Origin of the sequence: Paenibacillus sp. TC-CSREp1, from assembly GCF_050171015.1 — a bacterium.
Lineage (GTDB): Bacteria > Bacillota > Bacilli > Paenibacillales > Paenibacillaceae > Paenibacillus > Paenibacillus silvae.
In genome coordinates this window covers 36,609-56,036 of sequence record NZ_JBNOKM010000019.1, presented here as the reverse complement: position 1 = coordinate 56,036, position 19,428 = coordinate 36,609, and the positions used below count along the sequence as shown (strand labels likewise).

Here is a 19,428-nt window from a genome sequence, read left to right as displayed (position 1 = left end):
TCAGGATATTGGACGGATGTATATATCACATACTTCTGCTAACATAGTAAAATCTTATTTACTTCGGAGAGAAGCGTATGAGTACAATAAAAGTAACACCGGAGCAACTACTATATGTATCTAAACAGATTGAGCAGGGAAGACAGCAACTCGAATCGATACGGAATGACCTGACCGCAAGAATCGGCTTCATTGAGTCTCAATGGGCGGGAGCAACACAGGAACGGTTTTTCTATGATTTTCGGCAATCTCGTCCTGTACTGAATCGTGCACTGGAAAGCATGGTGATGTCCTCTCAGGATCTCAGGGCCATTGCCGAGAGGTTCCAACAGGTGGATCAGGAACAGGTGAGCTTGGGAGCTATTGCTGGGCAGATTGCTGCTGGCAGCATAATGAATCAGGATACAGCTAACCGGGAAGAGCAACAAAGAATGGTATACAATCCTTTGTTTGGTGTAGTTATGCCTGCCAGTGAAGCTGAGGATGGGATGCCTGGACAGAAGGAACTAAGGGAATACTTTAATAATGGTGGTTCATTAGAGGAAATGAGAGCAGGGCCGAAGCAACCGGAGTCTAGTGGGGGAGATATTTACGAGGAACAAATTAGCGCATTAAAAGAAGGCTATAATCCCTTTAACGGGGAAGCTGTCCCTGCATGGCAAGCTGGAGTTTCTATCGCTAGTTTGCATCTTGGCAAGATCGCGATGGCTTTTACAGGAAAGTATAATAAAAGTTATAAGGTTCCGAAAGAAGGACTAGGTTTTCCCAAAGGGATGATTGGTGCAAGATATACCGTAAGCAGCGAAAGAGTTCACCACGCTTCTATTGGAGAGTTTAACTCCAAAAACAGATTAATTAATGGCGGTCATGGACAGGAAAATATAAAATTTCTAATTAAAAATAAAATTCCATTTAACATTACTAAAGAATATGCAAACGGTGTGAGGGTTGGAAATATCCCAAACCACAAAAACAAAGCAAAGCGAAGTGGAGAGGGCCAAGCGTGGTTCCCTAAAGAGTGGACAGCAGAGGATATCAAAAAGTCAGGTGAGTACGTAGCCAATCTCCCTAAGAACAGAAATAAAGGAGATGGAGAATGGATGTTTGGGACTTATAATAATGTTAGGGTGGGGGGAATCAAGAATGATGGCCAGATCGGAACAATTACTCCAGATAACTCTAAACAACCGTGAGGAGAGTACAACATGATAGATTTCAGCGAAGAAGTAATTTCGTTAGTACAGAAGAGAGAAAACTTACATCCTGATGATCCGGCTATTCAGTTAATCTGGAACGAGTTGGTTAATCTTTTAAAGCAGGATGAGGAAAGTACCATATTATTTCTAGAGCAATGTGATAAAAAATATTTATATTGGATTAGTGAGATATTTGAGGAATTATCTGCTGAATTTCAAAGTCGAGCATTTATAGATTGTCTTCTTCAATTGCAAAAGAAATATCCTGATCTGGATATGGAGCAAGATATCGAATATGCGATCCAATCCATAGAAGAATAAACTGAGATCAAAGCTTATATGTGCTGTGCTGCTAGAGGTTGGTGAAGAATGTGCCAAAGAGTATTTATTTTAAGCAAAAAGAAGAGTTATTGCCAGAGGAACTCATGGCCTATACATTAGCCAAATTGGGATCGTACGAGTGGAACAGGACAGAGATGTACAATCCAAACCGGATTTATGAGCATCCTGCGGGTTTTTATTTTAGATTCCACAATGCCGATCAGGTTTATGAACAATTAAAGCCGTGTATTGAGCAGTTTAAAGGTAGCCTGAAATGGACAATCCATGTAAGTCCTATATCTAAAAACAAAAATTATGTTATTGAGCCCGCCGATGTATATCATGCAAAACAAACGGAGGCATATCAGGCTAATATGGAACTCGAAGAAGTGCTTCAAGCATCGTATAAGGAAATCTGTGAACTAGCGATTCAAGATATTCCTCTATTATGTAACCATGTTGAGCAATGGTTTGAGTTGGAGCATAAAAAACTGTATCCACCCACTATACCGAGTTAATGAGTAGGAGAGAATAATTTAGCGTGAGTACAATTTGTTATGTTCAGCGAATAAGTTATATACAAGATGTTCTATATCAAAATGTCACGAAACTTCCTAGGAAAATTGATTGGTTATTTCATGTAATAGGATGAGTGGTTCTGGACAAAATGATTTTGACTGCCTAAAGGGGTTTTGGACATGGGAAAGTATGTGTCTGTTAGAGGTTGGTTAGAGTGTGATGAGAGCACACTTAATGAAGTGAAAAAGATACGGGATGACTTTACAACGAATTACAATGAAGGTTTACTAGATGAAGAAAAATTGGAACTGTATCAGTCTGGCTGGACATTTCCGGAGAAGCAAATTAATTGGACGGCATATGTTTTTTATGGAGCAGATATCAGAGAGTACCATCTTGATTTTATGAAAAAGCAGCTTTCTGAGATGGCTAACATTGAGGATATAACAGGATATTTTTTGATAGATGATCATGACGGAGAATATCATTTGTGCTGGCAGATAAGTGATAATAAGATTATTGAAAGTGAACAGGAGAACATCGTATTCAACAAATAAATAAGAATGTAGTCATAAGCCCATTACACTTGTAACAGAAGAGTTATGGACTGTCTTCGTTGGAGGTACTGAAATAATGGCATCAGCTTTTGTATTGGTAGAAGAAAACAGTAATATACCCATAGATCGTTTGGTGGAAGATATACGACAAGTTTGTCTGGAATCAAACTTGCATTTAATTGATGGAATTAAAGATGTAGATTCAGAACAGAACATGAAACATTGTGCCTTGGGTATTTCACGTCCAAACCAACAAGATTCAGACAATAGTGTGGCGAACGATATGATCAGAGTTGATGTTTATGATGAACCTGCCCTACATCAATACAGAGAATTGGAATGGAGAGAGGATGGGCAGATATACTTTAACACACTTATTATCGATGAAGTTTATCAAAATGAAGAGGTCACGCTAACCTTCCTGTATCATTTTCTTGCGAAACACCCACAGCTGATAGTTTGGATAGAGGAAGATTGGGTGTATACATTTTCTGATCTGGAGAAAGCTTTGAAAACTTCAAATCTGTCTGATTGGTGTTACGTGAACCCGAACGCCTTATAGGTAACACGAATTTCGAAGTAGGCCCATTTCGACTCCTAAATGAGTAGCTAAGGGCATTTTTTATTTCTCATTTGCTCCCATCACTTCACAAAATCCACCTCTCTCCATCCATGGCAAATGATATAATGGCAAAAAGGGAGATTCTGGCGTGAAGCTGGAGAGCTTCCAGAGCAGAAAGGATGAAAAACCACATGCCTACATACAACAAATTGGTGCGGGACAAGATTCCGCATATTATCACATCCAGCGGCAAGGAGTGTCGGACGCGCATTCTGGACCCGGAGGAATATAAGCAAGAGTTAAGAACAAAGCTGAGCGAAGAATCGGAAGAATACATGAGTGCTGAAAGTGATCAGGAAGCGCTGGAGGAGCTGGCGGACATGCTCGAAGTGATCCGGGCGTTGGCAGAGGTTCATGGAGCCAACGCTACGCATTTGGATAAGCTGCGTGCAGATAAAGCCGAGGCACGCGGAGGATTTCAGGAGAGAGTGTATCTGATCGATGTCGACGAAGCTTAATGTAAAACTCATTAGCTTTTGAATTCATAAATAGCCAGAATAATAATGGCAATTAGAGCTATAAGAAAGAAAATGAAAAGGGCAGCTAACAGTCCGTAACCTAGGATAGAAGCTAACTTCGTGATTAATTTTCTCACAAGGAAACGTCCTTTCTATATATGGACTTCTTTCATAAAAACAATCTTATATATGATAGTACCATACGTATTTACTGATGAGATGCTGAAAAAGGATAAGAATTAATTCTAAAGATTATTCTAGTAATTCTCTTTTATCCATTTGATATACACGAACGATAAGTTTGAGATATAAACAAGCGGTTGACGTGAGAATACAACGAAGGCTTACCTTGCTTCAAAAATTGAAGCAGATAAGCCTTATTTTTGTAATCCGTTTAAAATGAGGTTATGACTTGGATGATGGAATCATCGTTTTTGCAATGCGAAGCAGCTCTTCATCGGAGATGTTGCCTTTAGCTGATCTCAGGACGTAATGATATGCATACTTGGTTTTTGGGTCTTCATGCACCCATATGAACTCGGAAGGTCCACTGCCATAAGTCCGTTGGATGACATCCTGCCCGTTAATTTTAATCTTATGACTAGTGACTTTAATGCTATCTTGATAGGAAGCAGTGACTGTGCCCGTGTCCTTACTGTTCAGAATGTTCAGAGAAACTTCTTTTTTGCCGCTGGTGTAAGTCAGGGTGGTGAGCCAGAACTCGTCTGTAAAAGGAACCGGCATCAAGGCGTAGTTTTTTCCTGAAGCCTGTGCTTCCAGAAGAAGCTTGTTAGCGATGTCTGCCTTTTCCGTCTCGGAGAGCTTGTTGAGGTCCATTCCATGCTCCATATGCACGCTTGCTTTTTGGAATGTATATTTTTCTTTTCCTTTGCCAGCAATCTCTTTAACTAGAGGTTTGCCCGGAATGTTAACCATCTTTTGCAGGGGGGTGAAATTTTTAATAATATGCGAATTCGCCTTGAGGTAGAGCTCCTGGTTCGGATTGTTGGGCACGATGTAGATGATCGCTGCTTCACCTGGTTTAATTTGATTCACCCAGATGTTATTCATGAGACGAATTCTTTTGTCGTCATCCTCGGTACGATTAGATTCTGCGTAGGTCATTGGCTGTTCTTGAAAAAGTACATCCCCGTTGTCGTTGGTCAGAGACTGGTATTTCACGGCAGCAAATCCGGTTGAGGCGGTTAACAATAAACCTAGAGTAAGTAGAAAACTGATTTTGTATTTCACAAAAAATCGCTCCTTTGGTTTTATTTTTTCTTCAAGGTGAATCTGGTTCATAATCCGGTGATATAAGGCATTACCGACGGGTTCAACCTTCTGAAAACGAAATTTCAGACCCTGCCCGGGATCGAAGTGCTCCAATGATTTCCCCTCCCTTCTTACACTGGATATAACGGAAGGAAGGGGTTATAGTGTGACAAATGGTTGAATAAATTATGTAATTTATAGTTTTATTTTCAATATTGGGCGTGTTATCTACGAGGTGACTCTGAGGGGAGTATGCACAAGAATGGTCAACATACTGCTGCAGAGATAGAGATAGGAATAGTTGGAAAAATAAAAAAGGCTTATCTTGCTTCATTCTGTTGAAGTGGATAAGCCTTTATTTTTTCCTATTGGCATCCGGAAAATTTATCGGTCAGATGCTGGAATCAGAGTCTCCGCAATGTGAATTAACTCTTCCAGAGGAACCACACCTTCTCGAACACCAAGCGTATAGTGGTATGCATACTTGGTTTCGGGCTCCTGATAAGCCCACATTAGTTCTGCGACATCACCGCCGTATGTTCGCGCGATCACATCTTGTCCGTGAATGTTTATTTTGCGACTGGTGGTGTTGAGATCCTCATCATATGAAGCGATCAGCGGTTCGTTATCCTTGTTATTCATAATACTTAGCGAGATTTCATTCTGTCCGCTAACGTAGGTCATGGAAGAGAGCCAAACTTGATCGGTTACAGGTACAGGCATTAGCGCATGATCCTGACCTGAGGTTTGAGCTTGAAGGCGCAGCTCTTGAACCAGGGCTTCTTTTTTCTCATCCGAAAGCTCATATACATCCTGCTTGTACTCCATACTTACACTTGCCTTCTGAAAAGTATATGTACGTGAAGCACCTGATAGCTTTTGGGATAGCGGTATGCCAGTGACATGAACCATGTGGCTTAATTGCTCAAAATTTTCAACTCTAAGCGGGTTAGAGCGGATATCGAACTGATGATGTGGGTTATTCGGAACGACATAGATTAATGCGGCTTCACCCGGTTTAATTTCATTCATCCAGATTTCATTCATACGTTCCAATCGCTGCTGTTCTCCTTGAGATGGTTGGTGCACAGGATCAGCGGTGAGTGGTTTTTCTTCCAAAAGAACATCGCCTTTATCGTTGAATAACGACTGATAATTCATTGCCGCAAATCCGGTGGATGCTGTCAGCAACAAGCCTGCGATCAGCAGAACCCCGACACGATGTTTGACGATGAATCGCTCTTTCGGTGCGGATTCTTTGTGAATCAGGCTCATGATTCGATCTTGCAGGTCAGAGCCTGAAGGTTCAACTTTTTGAAATAGTCGTTTCAGCTCGTGTTCGGGATCGTTGTGCTTCATTTGACTTTTCCTCCTCTTGGCTGACGTAGTTCTTTCTGAATTTGGCAGCAGCACGTTGAAATTTTTTGCGTAGATAAGCGGTATTCGGATTCAGTACAAGACTGATATCGTTGTAGCTTTTGTCCTCGACACAGCGCAGGATTAGCAAGCTTCGTTCTTCTGCGGACAGTGCAGCAAGTGCGTGTAAAACGGCAGGGTTATAATATTTGTGATCGATCGCTTGATCCACGTGATTGTTCTCCCGGTCGTTTTTGTACAAAAAAGGCAGCAGCCTTGTGACCTTGCGCTTACGAAGCATATCGATGGAATGGTTATAGGCAATGCGGTACAGCCACGCTTCGAAAGGTCGATCCGGTTGATAGGTATGCAGTCCGCGATAAGCCTTCAGGAATACCTCCTGGCTGCAGTCCTCTGCATCGCCGTAATCCCCCAGCATGTGGTAGCAGTAATTAAAGATGAATTTTTCACAGCGAGTGACGATCAAGGCATACTTATCTTTTTCTCCTTGCAGCACATCCTTGATGATCTGCTGAATTGGTTCCTCCAAGTGATTCCCCCCTAACATATAGTATGACGGTATGAGAGATACAAAATGTGACAGGTAGGATGAAAAAGAGAGGGGAAGATAGCTTTTGTTACAATATTACTTCTCTTAAATTTAATTTTGAAAGTAAACTTAAATAAATTATCAAGATTAAGTAAGTTTTCATGTATTAAATTGGAAAAACACCCCTCTAGAGGAGTGTTCCGTTTCATATTATCAAAATTCGTTTCACGACTATTTCTCCATGCTTTTTCAAGAGATTGATTTCGGCGATGATTGAGCTTTCTCCAGAAAGACTCAAGATTGAACGGCATGATCGAACAAAAAAGCTAGTCCTTGGGCGATTATAACGCCAAATTTACCAGCAAAGCTAACAGCATGATCAAAATGGCTTTCAGCATATTTACTTTGAAGTGACTGGTTAGCAGATTTAGCGCCTATAGCTTCGAAAAGTGTCTTTCATCGGATAGGATATTCCTTCCACTTGTTGAGATGCATTCTCCCCAAGTGATTGTTTTCTTCGAAGAATCCAGTTTTCTTAACAATTTGTCTTTTAAGTTGTCTGTCAATGCCATACTTCTTCATTTCCTTATGTTTTGGAATACTCATAAAGGAAGCAGGTTATAAAATAACCTGAAGTGAGGGAATCAATTATGAAAAAATATATAACTCTGTTTTTAATTCTGTGATTATAGGATCGTAAAGCAAGCTTGGTATTATTTATACAATTTTTCGCCAAGCTGATTAGTGAATCAACATTTGGCCAGACAAAGACTAAAGAATACTCTTTGCCTGAGGAAATAGAAATTTAAAGCGAGTTAATTGCATTTTTCTTGTATTTGAACATTATTGTTTGTAATAGTGGCAATAGTGTATCCAGATCCACTTTCTGTATACGAACAAACCGTTTTTCTAATGTTTTCTCCCGTTGCATCTATATATTTCAAATATATACCTCCCTCTCCCGTGATTGAAAGTCGAGGTTTGATTACGGTCTGCTTTCCACTCTCTAAAGGAATGGAATATGTTTGTTTTGATTTTTCTTCGATAGAATTTCCGGAATCAGCACTTTGTAATACTCCCATCTCCACCAACTCCACCTCAAAATCGGAATCATTAATGACTGTTAAAGAAAAGCTTTGGAATTGGCTCAGAAAACCTCCCCTTAACGAATTTAATCCGACTGCGATGATAATAATTAGAAACAAACTTCCAATGACAATGCTAACTAATAACTTTTTATTCACTCTGTCGCACCCTCCTTATTTACTACTGGAGGCACCACAGCACAATGCCTCTACAATAATTAACGAAGCAACCATTATTAAAGTTATGCATAGCCGTAGATTTAATTACTGCAAGCAATATGAAAAGCTGACCCCTTCTTAATTTAGAAGGAATCAGCTTTAGCATTTTATCTTAACCTTATTGCCAATATCCAAAAGCAGTGCTTCTAACTGAAGAGTTAACATTACTGGTCCATCCAATTAACGCATTATCAGTGGCGAACGCTTGATAAAAAGCATCGCCAACATTAGGGTTAGAATTATATAGTGCATATCTTCTTCCTTGTGAGTTGTTGTAGATATCCATCACGCTGTCGGCTGCAAATTGAGAATTAAAAGCGCTTAGGCTTCCTTGTGTGTTAGATCTTATTACAAATGCTCTAGCCACTCCATAGGTTACTTTTTGATCAAATGAAAGTGCTGTTTGATTGTTTGCATCAACAGCCGCTGCCATTGCAAGTTCATGGTAATCTCCAAAAACTCGTGCATCATTTGCACCTATGTCTTTAGTGTTTAACCAGTTCCAGGCGAAGTGCCTGTATGCATCTGCAGGATTGTCCCATGTCTGCGTATAACCCATTAAATTTGCGTAAGTTACTCCAATATCTCTTGCGGTATTGGCGTTTTGAAAGGATTTCGCTATATCAGATACTGATAAGGTTGGAAAACCCACATAAATAGCAGCCTCTATAGCTTTGGATAATTGTGATTCAAAATACATAGGTGTAATTACGTCAGTATCTGTATCGGAACTAACGGATGAAATTATGTTGTTGTAGTACTCCTGAGATGCTACTACGATTTCCAACATCTTTTCTTTTTCTTCTTGTGACAATTCATCGTATTCTCTTCCCTCAATTGCTTGGAATAATTCTGGTGCCTGATTTAAAACTAATGGTTTTTCAATCTCTACTGTTATAGTAGCATTTTGAATAGTACGTTTATTCAATACCATTTCTGCTGCGTCCCGTGCCTTTTTTAATTCTCCATTATCTGAACTTTCCACAGATGCGCCGATTGCTAATGGTGCAAGGGTAAACATGAGGATCGCCACAAGCATGAAAGAAATAATTCTCTTCAAAAAAACACTTCCTTTGCATTTTATTATTGCGAATGAATACTAATCTTCAACAGTTTCCTCCTGTCCTCCTTTCTGCGATATTTAGAAAAGTAGATTTTCTTGGTGTCTATATTATATAGACGATTGAAACATGCAAAATATGACGCTTTTTATCAAAAATAAATAAAATATTATTTATTGCAACAATTATAATTATATAATCCTTATTTACATTATATTACCAATTAATTAAACTGAAAGGGAATACATTTTACGTGATCATACTACGTATTTGAGATCATTGGGGGTACTATGGAAAAATGGTGGCTATTATTAAAAGCAGATTTCGATATGTTGGACCCCGAACTTCAGAGACATATATATAATTGCTTCTATTGTTTTGCATATAAAGAAATCATTTTTTTTCTCAAAGATCATGCATTGGCCGAGGATATCATACAGGAGGCGTTCTTAAAAATAACTGCCAAGCATCATCAGCTCCTTAAGCCGGAATCTGCCAAGCAATGGGCAAAGAGACTCATCCGAAATCAGATGTTGGATACGCTCCGAAGAAAAACTCGTTATGAAATGGGTACGGATAACGTCTACAAGGAAAATAAAATTGCCGCTAGAGTGGAGACGGCCGTTTCTGTCGAATATACAGTCGAGGAAGCATTTCGCAACCAGGTGCTTCACGAGACAATCGTGGAGTTAAAAGAAGACTATCGAAGTTTACTTTTAAAGTTTTACATGGAGGAAAGACCTATCAAAGACATAGCTACAGAATCAGGGGTAAGCGAGCAAGTCATTGCCCAACGTCTAGTCCGCGCCAGAAAAAATTATTGGGTCAATTTTCAAGAAAATGGGTTGATGACGACGAATAAACGGGGAAATGCAAAACTTGATCGGCATATATGTGACTTATCCGAACAAATGGAGATAACCCCAATCATTGGGCCTGTTAGACTTAATTATTGGTACAATATTAGAAGTTGTTAAAGTGGTGATAAAAAGTGAACAAAACACTCTTGATTTCTATGATGCAGTTAGGAAAGCTCAAAGTGGGGACCAAGAAAGTGTGATGCAAATTATTTAATGCATTCCAGTCATTTATCCAACGGTTGAGGAATCAGGTTAGATCATAAGAACGTGATGATTTGCCCAAAGTATTATTGAAGGACTAGTGATTAAAATTATCAATTACAAGTCGCACGTTGTCCCTAAACATACGGAGTTCTGAAACAATTACAGGATAAGAATTATATGATGAAACAAAACAATCACTAAGTACGTCTGAAGCTTGAGCCAATCTACATACCAGGAGAGGATGGGCTTCCTATGAAAAAAATGATGATGTTCATCGCTGCACTATGCGTTGTATCTGTGGCCAGCGCACTGTATGCTTCAACTGCCAAAGTCAGCGCAGCCGCGTCTACGCCAGAATACAGCTTAACGGTCAATGGAAGAGCGGTAGAAGTTAAACGTGCAGAGCAGATGCCTTATGAACAAAAAGGAACAGTGATGGTGCCTTTGCGCGCTACGGCAGAATCTCTGGGGTACAAGGTAAGCTGGATTGCAGCGGATAAAGCCATTCGTGTTGAAGACAGCATACAATCCGTTGTCGTGAAGGATGGCAGCACGCAAGCCAGGTTTACGGGCAAGTTGAAGGTCATTAATTTGACCCATGATGTAGAGCTGCCTGTACCCGTGCAATCCAGGAAAGGCGTAACGTATGTGCCCGCTTCATTCTTTGAACCATTCTTCAACGAGGTGGTTGTAAAAGAGGGGAATGTGTCCATCTCGGCGCAGATGTCGAGCATTCAATAAGTTTAAGCCAGCGACAATCCATGTGTTTAGACACGGTATGGGTGATGCATGCAAACGGCGGGGTTCATTAAAACCCGATCATTCGAGTCCAAACCTTTGAAGACCTGCCTCCACAATGGAACAGGAGTCTTGAAGGTTTTTTCTTTTTGCTAGGCAGCCTATACTGCATCTTACCATTCAACCCAAACAGGCAAAAGTACCTTAGCACGTATATTACTTAAGTATATTACTCACGTAAAATACTGTAGCCAGCATGTATATAACCGCAGCTTTTCAACAAAAATATGGAAGGAAATACGTCATCAAGATCCATATTCCATAATCTCGTTCAAGTCAGGGATCACGCAAGTTTCGAAATAGACACATGTTTCAAAAAACGCTTCCAAAATTTCAATTCTGCCCTACCTTTTCGGCTCAGAAGCTGAGATAATGGGGATGGCTAATCCGATGAAGGATTTTAGACGACATAAGGGATAGCGGTTACATGCCGCTTGCATATGAAATGGGAGGAATAGAGATGACCACACAGGTAACACAGCTTATTCAATCAACACAGGGACAGGCCTTGCTTGCGCAAATGTACGGACCACAGCATGTAGAGGAGCAGGGTGCACGTTATGTGAAGCTGGATGCTTCATTCCGTGAGCACTTTGGTGAGCAGGATAACATGCATCTGTTCAGTTCTCCGGGACGCAGCGAGATCGGCGGCAATCATACGGATCATAACCATGGTAAAGTGCTCGCGGGAAGCATTACACTGGACACGATTGCAGTAGCCGTGCCGACGGGCGACAACGTAATTACGTTCTACTCCGAGGGATATGACAAAAAGTATGTGATCAACCTTGCTGACCTGAAGCCTAACGCGGAAGATGACGGTACAACCGGATTGATTCGTGGTATGGCGGCAGGCTTTGTCGAATTGGGCTACAGCATTGGCGGCTTCAAAGCGGATATTTCCAGTAACGTATTTGCGGCTTCGGGTGTAAGTTCTTCTGCGTCTTTTGAAATGCTGATCTGCACCATCCTGAACCATTTCTACAATGATGGCAAGCTGGATGTGGTGACACTGGCAAAAATCGGACAGTATGCGGAAAATCATTACTGGAACAAGCCGTCCGGCCTTCTGGATCAGATGGCTTGCGCATATGGCGGCCTGATCTCGATTGATTTTGCCAATCCGGCTGAACCTGTGATTGAGCCTGTGGAATGGAATTTCCAAGAGAACGGATATTCCCTGGTCATCGTGAATACAGGCGGCAACCACGCCGACCTGACGGAAGATTATGCTGCTGTTCCTAACGAGATGAAAGCTGTCGCGAAGGCACTTGGCGCTGAATACGTGCGTGAGATTTCGGAAGAGGACATCTATGCGAAGCTGCCTGCGATTCGCGAAGCGGCTGGGGATCGCGCGGTATTGCGTGCGCTGCATTTCCTGGCTGAGAATAAACGGGTGGATGGACAAGTGGCGGCTTTGCGTGAAGGTCGTTTTACTGATTTCTTGTCACTGATCACTGCATCGGGGAATTCGTCATGGAAATGGCTGCAAAACGTGTATCAAAGCGGTGCGACTCGTGCACAGGAAATCTCAGTGGCGCTTGCGCTGACCGAGAACTATTTGAGCAATCTGGGAGACGGCGCATGCCGAGTGCATGGCGGTGGATTCGCAGGCGTTATTCTGGCGATTGTTCCTAATGCCAAAGCAGAAGAATATATGAACTGGATGCGCGGCATGCTGGATACACCAGTGATCGTTGTTAACGTGCGTCAGCACGGTTCCATCTGCTTGAATGCAGAACTGAATCAGGCTTAATCATAGCCATACGTAGATTATAATTTACCGAAAAGCGGACTCAATGGGTGTAACCCACGGAGCCCGCTTTTTTCTTAGGACAAAGATATGCAAATAGCCTCATGCAGAAACTGCAAAAAAGATTCATCCCCAAACTGGCGAAAATACGTTATATATCTTGAATCGGTCCTATAGATCTCGGCAATACATCGCAGAATCTCAGCGTCACAGGTCATGTAACGTGAGATGATATGTTTCCACTGTAACACCAAATCTTGTACCTCTTCCGCAGCAGGAGACAAGTGCTGAAGTACGGCCAGCTTTTGAAATACCGCCTCCATATCTGCTGCAAACTGCTGATTCGCCTGTTCCTTTGCGGCTGGAGAGAGTGCTGCCATATGCGCTTCATATTCCTGAAATCGTTGTGTTTCTCCGTAGAGCAGCTTCGCCTCGGATACATATTGCGACTGAATGGAGTGGATAGGCGAGTCGCTGAACAGCTCCAGTTGAGTCCTATCTGTTCCATCTACATAATGGTCGAGTTGACGTATGGTGGCTTCGAGCTTTTCTTTTCGCTCAACCAGTGTCATCCGATGCGTTCGCAGCATCTCTTTCTGTTCATCTATAGATAATTCCAGCACGGCCGCGATATCCTGTAATGTAAAATTCATTTCCTTGAACAACAGGATCGTTTGCAGCCTGCCTAGCGCTTCCTGATCGTAGAGACGATAGCCATTCGCTTCAATTTTGCTTGGTTTGAGCAGATGGGTCTGGTCGTAATAATGCAAGGTTCGTTTGGTAATACCCGTGATCTGCATCATCTCTTTAATCGTGAAATAACGTTTCTTCATGCCAAAATTCCTTTGTCTCAGCAAGGATAACACTTGCTGGTGTAATGGTGGCTTCTGTAATCGGCTGACCTGTTTTGTTCAGATAATACCGAATCAGATGATATCCACAGGCGTAACCGGCGGCATAAGGAACACCAACGGGTGTAAAGTTCTGCATCCTCGCGATTTCGTCGCCGTAAAGATAAGCATGAATCTGATCGAATCCCGTCACATCCAACTGGTCTTTGAGCTTGGGCTTGATGATGGTGTTTAACGTGTTCATATCCGTTTTGGTCACCCATGGACCTAGCAGTTCCTCCCCATACAGGGATGTCGCAAAATTCTCTGCAAGCCCCTCGCTCACAACCATCTCTCCAAGCGTAATTCCAGGATTCCACTGGATATGCTGGTATCTCACATTGTGGTTACACTCATGGGCAAGCACGGATGGAATGCGAGGTAGAGTATACGCGTTTGGCACCAGATTGGCAATAATATAGCCTGGAATACCACCATCTCCACTAATGCCTTCATTCATCTGCAGCATCGGGCTGTCCGGATCACCTAATAAAATGGTATACAAATAGTCCGAAACGTTCAGGGTGACGCCTTCCTTGATAAATACACCCAGACTTGTCTCAACGGCCTGCTGACATTGTTTCCAGAATGCTGCGGTAGAGATGGCGGCCAAAGGCTCGTTGATGTCGGATGTAATCGCCTCAGGTGCGATATTCATCCAGTTGTTCATCGTGATCACATCGAATCCGCCAGGCTCTTGAGCCCGGAAAGGGATGTGCTGGATGTTCCATTTTGCCATAAAAGGGCTGAGCATCTCCTGACGGTACAATTCCTGTTTTTCCGCTGGTGCAGCTTGTATGATGTTACGGTAGATCTGGTCTGACTGTAACGCAGTTATTTTGACGGACATGTTCAATTGCTCCTTTGTGTATGATTGAGCTCATTATCCGGGATAACGTTACGTTACAGTCAAGCGAGTCAGGAAAATACGTTTCATTGCTGTTTGTCTGAGGTCGAAGTGTGCTTTGAAATAGCATCAATGATTGAATCCCAATCATCATAGTGAAGCTCATGCCCGGAACCTGACAATGTCAGCAAAACCGAGCCGGGGATCTCCTTGGCGAGATTTTCTCCATGTTCATAAGGAATAATGGGATCTTCTGTTCCGTGTATGATCAAAGCAGGTACATTGATTTCTCTTGTTCTAACCAGATAGGACTCTCCGCCTGACAGCAGGGCATGGTTGCCCATACTTGCTGGAAGGTCACTTCTCGCAAATTCTTTTTTAGCCAGGAAGCCGACCTTTTCCTCATCAAAAACATGCTTTGAACCGACCAGGAGTCTTGATCTCTCCACAGCAAAATTGACGACCGATTCTTCGCTAGTCCAGTCGATCATGCCCATGTTCGAGAAAAAATCCATAATCCTTGCTTCCATCGGGGGAAGATGCGGTGCAAAATTGGACGTTGCTAGCAGGGTAATGGTGAGGACTCTCTCCGAATGCCGCAGAGCAATCATTTGAGTTAACATACCACCCATGGACATACCTACAATATGTGCCTGTTCAATCTTGTAAGCATCCAAAACTCTAACGGCATCATCTGCCATATCTTCGAATGTATAACCCGGTTGACCCGGTTCGTAAGTTGTTGAACGTCCAACATCGCGGTTATCGTAACGAATGACAAAACGTCCGGTGTCTGCCAAACGCTGGCAGAATTCTTCTTCCCACCAGATCATTGAGGATTGAGCACCCATTATTAATAAAACAGCTGGATTAACAGGATTCCCAAAACTGTCTGAACATAATTTAATTCCATCTACCTCTACTAATCGTTCGTTCATGTCAATTCCTCCTCCAATATCTATATACAAAATAAAAAAACACAGGCTATAGGCCTGTGCATATCGTAATCGAAAGAGAGAATGCGAATGAACGCCATACATGTTCCCCCGTGACCAGAACTGCAGTCTGATTATTGGGTAGACATTAAAGACTTCATTTCACATTCTTCAACTTCAGCATATGCGATATCAGAGTAAAGTTACCCTGTTCCACTCGCATATCACTAAACCAGGTTACCGCGTTGGTAAACCATTCTTCGATTACTGTGCACACCAAAATAGCCCTGAAACCACTATTCGATTCATTGTGCAAACAATATCGAAGAATTAGATTAACACACGTAACCCCTCCGTTCGTATAAGTTAAAGCGATACTAGCATGAGATAAACGACAATGTCAATTGTTTTAAAACCGGGTTCTATGAGGCTTCAAATCATTACTGTTCCGGTACATTTCGCATTTTGGAAGCAAACAGGAAGCAGGCCACGATGTAAACCCCACTTAGTAACAGGTAAGGTAATTGCAGCGAGAACAGACGGTCAAAAAAGGTTTCGCTCACGCGAACGAGCAATCCGCCAAGCAAGGTGCCGATGGCGCTGATGCCAAAGGACAGGAACCTGAACACGCTCCCTACACGCCCGAGCAATTCATTAGGCACGGAACGCTGCAGGATCGACGAACGGGTTACGTTGTAGACAACAATAAAAAAGGCTGCGCAGAAGTACATGCCACCCACTACATATGCATTGGATGTCAGACCAACCGCTCCATAGAGCAGACCCATAGCTAAGATGGATAGAAGGATGAGCTGCTTCGAACTCCAGCGTTTGCGCATAGAAGCCACAGCCTGACTGCCCAGAATACTGCCGATGGTTGCAATTGAGATCAGGATACCAAAAGCGTAGGCTTCAAGCTGCAGCACTTCACGTACAAAGAAAATCTGGGTTACGAGAATCATGGAGAACATCAGCGTAATCGTAACTGACAATATAGCCAGACCGCGTAGAAATTGATCCTGAAATACATATCGAATCCCCAGCCACATTTCCTTTTTCCAATTTTTCAGCGGATGGGCCTGCTGCTCGTTCTCCTCTTGAGTCGTTTGTTGCTTGGAAGCTGCCGCAGACGTTTCCTGAGCTTGGGCTGCTTTCGTGATAGTCGGCCGGAAGCTGCCGCGTAAGCCAATGATTAGCAGAAGGGAGAGCACCGCAGTTACGGTGTCGATGGCAAAAGGATACACGATATGCATCGTGATAATAAAACCGCCGAGGGCTACGCCCAGAATATCGCTGGTAATCAGCTGCCCGGCTGTGAACTGGCCGTTGGCCTTTTCCAGCTTCTTTTCCTCCACAATCTGCGGAATAATCGTTTGCACCGTACTGTCAAAGACAACACGACTCAGACCGATTCCGAACATAAACAAGGCAAGCAGCGGTATGCTGATCCAGCCTCCCCAGATACAGATTGTCAGCATCAATAGAAATATCATACGGGTAAAGCTGGCTCCAACGAGCATATGCTTGCGTGAATATCGGTCAATGAGAACACCAACCGGTAAGCTGAAAATGAGCCAAGGCAGGCGCAAGGCTGTCATCGTAATGGATGCATACAACGTATCGGTTGTTAAGGTGGAGACAAGCCAGGGTACAGCAGCTAGCGTTAATCCATCTCCTAGAAAAGTAAGGGAAAAGGCACCGAACAGCTTGGAGTAGTTATGCTTTACAGCGTGTACTTCGTTCTTCATTCCTTCCTCCGTTTCGTAGATGTAGATGTAGATGTAGATGTAGATGTAGATGTGGGTGGTTTTCTGTCAGAGTTAGCAAGGTAAAATGATAAATTTGGTGTAATACCACTGTATGTTATTGTAAAATGGATTTCAATCCTGATTTTGTAAGCCTTTTCTGATGTACATGATATAAACATGCTTTGCATCAAACTTGTTTGTCTCTGGAGTGTTATTTATTTTATGGAATTGAACTAAGAGGAGGGATATTCATGAATACAACAAAGGTTGAAACAAGTCAGACAGAGGGGCATTTGTATGAGGAGCTTGGTCATGTACTAGGCGAGTTTTCGGAAGGGGAACGGCGGCAGGTTATGCAGCGTATGATCCGTCGATTGAAGTTTAAGCAATGGCGCAATGAGCGTTTAAGCTGGATTGAAGACTCTTGGAATAGTGCTAAACCAGTCAAGCTCTGGGTCTGCATCGCCACTGGAGCGCTGGCACCGGTTGTATTTTTCTGTATATTCATCTGGCTATCTCTTTGGGTAGAGTAGCGGTATAAGAAATAAAAAATAGTTAGATTCGGGAGAGAACAAGCTCCGAATCTAACTATAGTTCATTTATATGTGGTTGGCTGGGATACAAGGGACTAGTTATTATTTATTCATCATTTTGACTTGACCCTGTACATATTCATGGTAGTCACGAAAACTGTTGATATGCTGCAGGGCATCCGTCTTCGCAGACTGGATTTTAATTTTTCCGGATTGAGGTTTGCTTTTCATTTCGGCCACTGCATTCTTGGAGCCTTCAATATCTCCTGACATCTCCTGAATTCGTTGTAGCAAAGCAGGATGACCGTCATACTGCAGCATCTCGGCGAGTGGCCTCATCTCTTCCAGTTTCTGACTGGAACGTTCCAGTGTTGTCATCACCTGATCCTCATCCGTACTTACGCTCAGGGAAACCATGCGATGAATGTGATCCTTTTCCATGCGCTCAAGTGCTTCAAGGTGAGAGGCTTCAAGGCGTTTAGGGTCTCCCCAGCTTTGGGCCTGTTCATTATGATTAGGCTGATCTACGGCCGATCGGCTGGTATTGTTGTTCCCGTTTCCACACCCCCATACCAAGGATATACATACGAATATGGTTCCTATAACAACTAATTGTTTTTTCAAACTCATGCCGTTACTCCTTCCGTATTTTTCTAAAGGTAGTGTGAGCTGTAGATTCCAAAAATATGCTTTAATTTATATTGTTTTTCCAAGAAGGAGGAAGCATGGCGATCTATAAAAATCCAATCTGGCGCTGGACGATCAATCTTCTGTATCCTGCGATCATTTTTATTTTTCAGAGCTGGGGACCAATCTTAGATTCATGGGTTTTTCCTATATTGTTTGCTGCTTTGTTTTGTTTCTTATGGAGTGATGTGAAGGATATGCTGGCTTCTACAGTGTTAACATGGGGAGTAGCCATTCCAATATGGTGGTATTTTATTGAGCGTCCAAAGCCTACATTCGGTGCAGAACATTTTGCCGCTCATCTATGGTTAATTGTGCTGATGTATGTAATCTTTGTGTTAATCCCGCAAATGTTGATCCTCACAACACGATTAAGAGTCATGAACTACTATTGGAAATGAGAAGAGGAGAACCGATCAGGACGGATAGGAGGCAGCTGATAAACGTGATGAAACGGATAAACAGACCCTACTTTGTCTTTTTGATATGGAACGTGTTCATGGTGCTCGCAGTACATGTGATGACCATCAAGCATGAAGCAGGAAAGGGGATATCAGGTAATGGGAATCTCGGAATTCTGGCCTTATTTCCGGCGTTGATTTCTTTTATAATCCTCTGTTTGTGGACCGTATACAGGTGCAGATGGTGGTTTTATGACCAACGAGAGTATTGGGGGAGAAAAGGGAATATCATTATTGTCGTTGGTGCATTAGTCATGAGTGTGCTATCGGTCTGCTGGCAGCTTCATTTTATTGAGGGGCTGCGCCTTCAGTCAACGGATATACAGATAATCCAGGGTCGGTTGTGTACCGATTCGGGTGGTTGAATCAATATACGAATACCTTGTTCTATAATTTCCCCATTTTATTGTTTGGATTATCCGTATCTGTAATCGTTGGTTGGTTGCTGGAACAGTTTTTGCTGCCTCGAAAGTTAACTGAAATAAGTAATAAATAA

General features: G+C 42.4%; 22 protein-coding genes. 12 read left to right on the top strand and 10 right to left on the bottom strand.

Translation table 11 applies throughout. From position 1 onward, the window contains the following. The first annotated feature begins 77 nt into the window (after window positions 1–77). The 6 genes from ACQSGY_RS25080 (at window position 78) to ACQSGY_RS25055 (ending at window position 3,673) form a co-directional block, all read left to right on the top strand. The gene (locus tag ACQSGY_RS25080; protein WP_427181386.1) at window positions 78–1,193 is read left to right on the top strand and encodes a WXG100 family type VII secretion target; all 1,116 of its coding nucleotides are present in this window, start codon (window positions 78–80) and stop codon (window positions 1,191–1,193) included. A 12-nt stretch (window positions 1,194–1,205) separates the two neighbouring features. After that, entirely contained in the window at window positions 1,206–1,517 is a 312-nt protein-coding gene (locus tag ACQSGY_RS25075) for a hypothetical protein (RefSeq protein ID WP_427181385.1), read from the top strand. Between the two features lie 50 nt (window positions 1,518–1,567). Continuing rightward, entirely contained in the window at window positions 1,568–2,035 is a 468-nt protein-coding gene (locus ACQSGY_RS25070) for a hypothetical protein (protein WP_427181384.1), read from the top strand. 180 nt (window positions 2,036–2,215) lie between these two features. Then, entirely contained in the window at window positions 2,216–2,593 is a 378-nt protein-coding gene (locus ACQSGY_RS25065) for a hypothetical protein (RefSeq protein ID WP_427181383.1), read from the top strand. A 76-nt stretch (window positions 2,594–2,669) separates the two neighbouring features. After that, window positions 2,670–3,155 (top strand): hypothetical protein, encoded by a 486-nt coding sequence (locus ACQSGY_RS25060; RefSeq protein WP_427181382.1) that lies wholly within the window; start codon window positions 2,670–2,672, stop codon window positions 3,153–3,155. A gap of 191 nt (window positions 3,156–3,346) precedes the next feature. Beyond that, complete coding sequence (locus ACQSGY_RS25055) at window positions 3,347–3,673, top strand: nucleoside triphosphate pyrophosphohydrolase (RefSeq protein WP_427181381.1); 327 nt, start codon at window positions 3,347–3,349, stop codon at window positions 3,671–3,673. A 405-nt stretch (window positions 3,674–4,078) separates the two neighbouring features. Here the strand turns inward: ACQSGY_RS25055 and ACQSGY_RS25050 are convergent, their stop codons facing one another. The 5 genes from ACQSGY_RS25050 to ACQSGY_RS25030 all read right to left on the bottom strand — a co-directional run bounded on the left by ACQSGY_RS25050 (window position 4,079) and on the right by ACQSGY_RS25030 (window position 9,215). Further along, complete coding sequence (locus ACQSGY_RS25050) at window positions 4,079–5,059, bottom strand: DUF4367 domain-containing protein (protein ID WP_427181380.1); 981 nt, start codon at window positions 5,057–5,059, stop codon at window positions 4,079–4,081. A 270-nt stretch (window positions 5,060–5,329) separates the two neighbouring features. Beyond that, a complete protein-coding gene (locus ACQSGY_RS25045; protein WP_427181379.1) occupies window positions 5,330–6,304 on the bottom strand; it encodes a DUF4367 domain-containing protein in 975 nt (324 codons plus the stop codon). Beyond that, window positions 6,252–6,851 (bottom strand): RNA polymerase sigma factor, encoded by a 600-nt coding sequence (locus ACQSGY_RS25040; protein WP_427181378.1) that lies wholly within the window; start codon window positions 6,849–6,851, stop codon window positions 6,252–6,254. Before ACQSGY_RS25040 ends, ACQSGY_RS25045 begins: the two co-directional genes overlap by 53 nt. 815 nt (window positions 6,852–7,666) lie before the next feature. Further along, complete coding sequence (locus ACQSGY_RS25035; protein WP_427181377.1) at window positions 7,667–8,095, bottom strand: hypothetical protein; 429 nt, start codon at window positions 8,093–8,095, stop codon at window positions 7,667–7,669. A gap of 178 nt (window positions 8,096–8,273) precedes the next feature. After that, window positions 8,274–9,215, bottom strand: a complete 942-nt coding sequence (locus ACQSGY_RS25030; protein WP_427181376.1) for a DUF6973 domain-containing protein — start codon at window positions 9,213–9,215, stop codon at window positions 8,274–8,276. A gap of 291 nt (window positions 9,216–9,506) precedes the next feature. Between ACQSGY_RS25030 and ACQSGY_RS25025 the strand changes: the two genes are divergently transcribed. The 3 genes from ACQSGY_RS25025 to ACQSGY_RS25015 all read left to right on the top strand — a co-directional run bounded on the left by ACQSGY_RS25025 (window position 9,507) and on the right by ACQSGY_RS25015 (window position 12,834). After that, window positions 9,507–10,193: an RNA polymerase sigma factor gene (locus ACQSGY_RS25025; RefSeq protein ID WP_427181375.1), complete on the top strand. Its 687-nt coding sequence runs from the start codon at window positions 9,507–9,509 to the stop codon at window positions 10,191–10,193. 339 nt (window positions 10,194–10,532) lie between these two features. Next, entirely contained in the window at window positions 10,533–11,021 is a 489-nt protein-coding gene (locus ACQSGY_RS25020) for a copper amine oxidase N-terminal domain-containing protein (RefSeq protein ID WP_427181374.1), read from the top strand. Window positions 11,022–11,538: 517 nt separating this feature from the next. Beyond that, window positions 11,539–12,834 carry a galactokinase gene (locus ACQSGY_RS25015; protein ID WP_289375347.1) on the top strand — a complete coding sequence of 432 codons (1,296 nt, stop codon included), beginning with the start codon at window positions 11,539–11,541 and terminating at the stop codon, window positions 12,832–12,834. Window positions 12,835–12,908: 74 nt separating this feature from the next. Here ACQSGY_RS25015 and ACQSGY_RS25010 read toward each other — a convergent pair whose 3' ends face one another. The 4 genes from ACQSGY_RS25010 to ACQSGY_RS24995 all read right to left on the bottom strand — a co-directional run bounded on the left by ACQSGY_RS25010 (window position 12,909) and on the right by ACQSGY_RS24995 (window position 17,251). After that, window positions 12,909–13,664, bottom strand: a complete 756-nt coding sequence (locus ACQSGY_RS25010) for a MerR family transcriptional regulator (RefSeq protein WP_427181373.1) — start codon at window positions 13,662–13,664, stop codon at window positions 12,909–12,911. Next, window positions 13,639–14,571, bottom strand: coding sequence for a DUF2268 domain-containing protein (locus ACQSGY_RS25005; protein ID WP_427181372.1), 933 nt, complete (start codon window positions 14,569–14,571; stop codon window positions 13,639–13,641). Before ACQSGY_RS25005 ends, ACQSGY_RS25010 begins: the two co-directional genes overlap by 26 nt. Window positions 14,572–14,654: 83 nt before the next feature. After that, entirely contained in the window at window positions 14,655–15,506 is an 852-nt protein-coding gene (locus ACQSGY_RS25000) for an alpha/beta fold hydrolase (RefSeq protein ID WP_427181371.1), read from the bottom strand. A gap of 437 nt (window positions 15,507–15,943) precedes the next feature. Then, complete coding sequence (locus ACQSGY_RS24995) at window positions 15,944–17,251, bottom strand: MFS transporter (protein WP_427181370.1); 1,308 nt, start codon at window positions 17,249–17,251, stop codon at window positions 15,944–15,946. A 251-nt stretch (window positions 17,252–17,502) separates the two neighbouring features. Between ACQSGY_RS24995 and ACQSGY_RS24990 the strand changes: the two genes are divergently transcribed. Beyond that, a complete protein-coding gene (locus ACQSGY_RS24990; RefSeq protein ID WP_427181369.1) occupies window positions 17,503–17,784 on the top strand; it encodes a hypothetical protein in 282 nt (93 codons plus the stop codon). A 102-nt stretch (window positions 17,785–17,886) separates the two neighbouring features. Here ACQSGY_RS24990 and ACQSGY_RS24985 read toward each other — a convergent pair whose 3' ends face one another. After that, window positions 17,887–18,414: a hypothetical protein gene (locus tag ACQSGY_RS24985; RefSeq protein ID WP_248064481.1), complete on the bottom strand. Its 528-nt coding sequence runs from the start codon at window positions 18,412–18,414 to the stop codon at window positions 17,887–17,889. A gap of 95 nt (window positions 18,415–18,509) precedes the next feature. Here ACQSGY_RS24985 and ACQSGY_RS24980 point away from each other — a divergent pair, with 95 nt between their 5' ends. Together ACQSGY_RS24980 and ACQSGY_RS24975 are read left to right on the top strand one after the other, a co-directional pair. Beyond that, the gene (locus tag ACQSGY_RS24980; RefSeq protein ID WP_289375334.1) at window positions 18,510–18,872 is read left to right on the top strand and encodes a hypothetical protein; all 363 of its coding nucleotides are present in this window, start codon (window positions 18,510–18,512) and stop codon (window positions 18,870–18,872) included. A 44-nt stretch (window positions 18,873–18,916) separates the two neighbouring features. Next, a complete protein-coding gene (locus tag ACQSGY_RS24975) occupies window positions 18,917–19,297 on the top strand; it encodes a hypothetical protein (RefSeq protein WP_427181368.1) in 381 nt (126 codons plus the stop codon). Window positions 19,298–19,428: the final 131 nt, after the last annotated feature.

Coding starts and splice junctions, on each gene's coding strand:
- ACQSGY_RS25080 (WP_427181386.1), top strand. CDS start 78: ATGAGTACAATAAAAGTAACACCGGAGCAACTACTATATGTATCTAAA.
- ACQSGY_RS25075 (WP_427181385.1), top strand. CDS start 1,206: ATGATAGATTTCAGCGAAGAAGTAATTTCGTTAGTACAGAAGAGAGAA.
- ACQSGY_RS25065 (WP_427181383.1), top strand. CDS start 2,216: ATGGGAAAGTATGTGTCTGTTAGAGGTTGGTTAGAGTGTGATGAGAGC.
- ACQSGY_RS25060 (WP_427181382.1), top strand. CDS start 2,670: ATGGCATCAGCTTTTGTATTGGTAGAAGAAAACAGTAATATACCCATA.
- ACQSGY_RS25055 (WP_427181381.1), top strand. CDS start 3,347: ATGCCTACATACAACAAATTGGTGCGGGACAAGATTCCGCATATTATC.
- ACQSGY_RS25045 (WP_427181379.1), bottom strand. CDS start 6,304: ATGAAGCACAACGATCCCGAACACGAGCTGAAACGACTATTTCAAAAA.
- ACQSGY_RS25025 (WP_427181375.1), top strand. CDS start 9,507: ATGGAAAAATGGTGGCTATTATTAAAAGCAGATTTCGATATGTTGGAC.
- ACQSGY_RS25020 (WP_427181374.1), top strand. CDS start 10,533: ATGAAAAAAATGATGATGTTCATCGCTGCACTATGCGTTGTATCTGTG.
- ACQSGY_RS25015 (WP_289375347.1), top strand. CDS start 11,539: ATGACCACACAGGTAACACAGCTTATTCAATCAACACAGGGACAGGCC.
- ACQSGY_RS25010 (WP_427181373.1), bottom strand. CDS start 13,664: ATGAAGAAACGTTATTTCACGATTAAAGAGATGATGCAGATCACGGGT.
- ACQSGY_RS25005 (WP_427181372.1), bottom strand. CDS start 14,571: ATGTCCGTCAAAATAACTGCGTTACAGTCAGACCAGATCTACCGTAAC.
- ACQSGY_RS25000 (WP_427181371.1), bottom strand. CDS start 15,506: ATGAACGAACGATTAGTAGAGGTAGATGGAATTAAATTATGTTCAGAC.
- ACQSGY_RS24995 (WP_427181370.1), bottom strand. CDS start 17,251: ATGAAGAACGAAGTACACGCTGTAAAGCATAACTACTCCAAGCTGTTC.
- ACQSGY_RS24990 (WP_427181369.1), top strand. CDS start 17,503: ATGAATACAACAAAGGTTGAAACAAGTCAGACAGAGGGGCATTTGTAT.
- ACQSGY_RS24985 (WP_248064481.1), bottom strand. CDS start 18,414: ATGAGTTTGAAAAAACAATTAGTTGTTATAGGAACCATATTCGTATGT.
- ACQSGY_RS24980 (WP_289375334.1), top strand. CDS start 18,510: ATGGCGATCTATAAAAATCCAATCTGGCGCTGGACGATCAATCTTCTG.